The following is a 1,093-nucleotide window of genomic DNA, read 5'->3' as shown; positions in this document are numbered from 1 at the left end:
GTCTTGGTGTCTGTCGGATTTGAGAAGACATCATAGTGAAGCACAAATTGGTTTTCAGTAGCGATTTGAAGATTATAGGCGGCCTTGAGTTGGCCATTTTTCATATGGTCTTCTTTCATGCGCATAAAAGTGGCATCTGAATCGGTTTTGGAAAAGCTGTTACGCCCGTCAAATGTCTTCTGATAGTTCTCATATTTTTCAGCACGTACTGAAAAATCCTCCTTGACTTTACGCAAGACTTTCTTGAGTTTACGACGTTGGGTTTTACGTTCATCCTTCCCTTTAACGGGTGTCTCCTCCATGTCTTGGTTCAATTTTTCCAATTCTTCTTCAAGGACTTGAGCGAATGCAAGCAACTGCTCTGAGGAGATAGGCTCTTGTGTATCCAGTTCGATAGCTTGATGGATCAGGGGAGTGATTTCTTCTTGGAAATAGACCTGTATCTGTTCTTGAAGTTTGGCGGAGAATTTCTCTGTCGCTTTCTTCCATACGAAACTATACTTGTTGGCGTTGGCTTCAATCTTAGTGCCGTCAATAAACAGACAATCTAAGGTCACTAACTCTTCCATTTTTAAACGAAGATTGAGGTCGATGAAAAGATCGCGAATGAGTTCTCCCATCCCTTCAGCGACACGAAAACGATTGATGGTGCGGTAGCTAACAACTAACTGTCCTGTTAGGTACTGCATAGCGAGATTTTCAATCATCATTTTTTCAATTTTTCGACCAGAGAAGATCCCTTGTGAATAGGCAAATAGAAGAGCAGATACAAGCATTTTAGGGTGATAAGACGGGCGACCAAAGGCATGATAGAAGGCGTGGAAGTGACAATCCTCCAAAGTATTCACCACTTTTTCAATCGTAAAGACGAGATGGTCTTGTGGCAAGAAAGAACTGATTTCTAGTGGTAAAGTTGTTTGATTTGTGTTATAGTGAATATGCATGGGATAGCCTTTCTAAATGGTTTATTGTGCAATTCTATTTTACCAAGACTATCGCAACCATGCAAAAAAGCAACGGATTTGCCGTTGCTTTTTTGGAGATAAGGGACTATTGTCCCAGGCTCAGATTATAACTTCTCATCAACCCACTA

At 41.0% G+C, this 1,093-nt stretch carries 1 protein-coding gene; it reads right to left on the bottom strand.

Translation table 11 applies throughout. The features are described 5' to 3' along the window. The coding region (locus tag W5W_RS15350; protein ID WP_017193825.1) for a transposase at positions 1-944 on the bottom strand (944 nt) is incomplete at its 3' end. Between the last annotated feature and the right edge of the window lie 149 nt (positions 945-1,093).

It is taken from the genome of Actinomyces massiliensis 4401292 (genome assembly GCF_000269805.1).
In the GTDB taxonomy this organism is placed as follows: domain Bacteria; phylum Actinomycetota; class Actinomycetes; order Actinomycetales; family Actinomycetaceae; genus Actinomyces; species Actinomyces massiliensis.
This window is presented reverse-complemented; position numbering and strand designations above follow the sequence as displayed.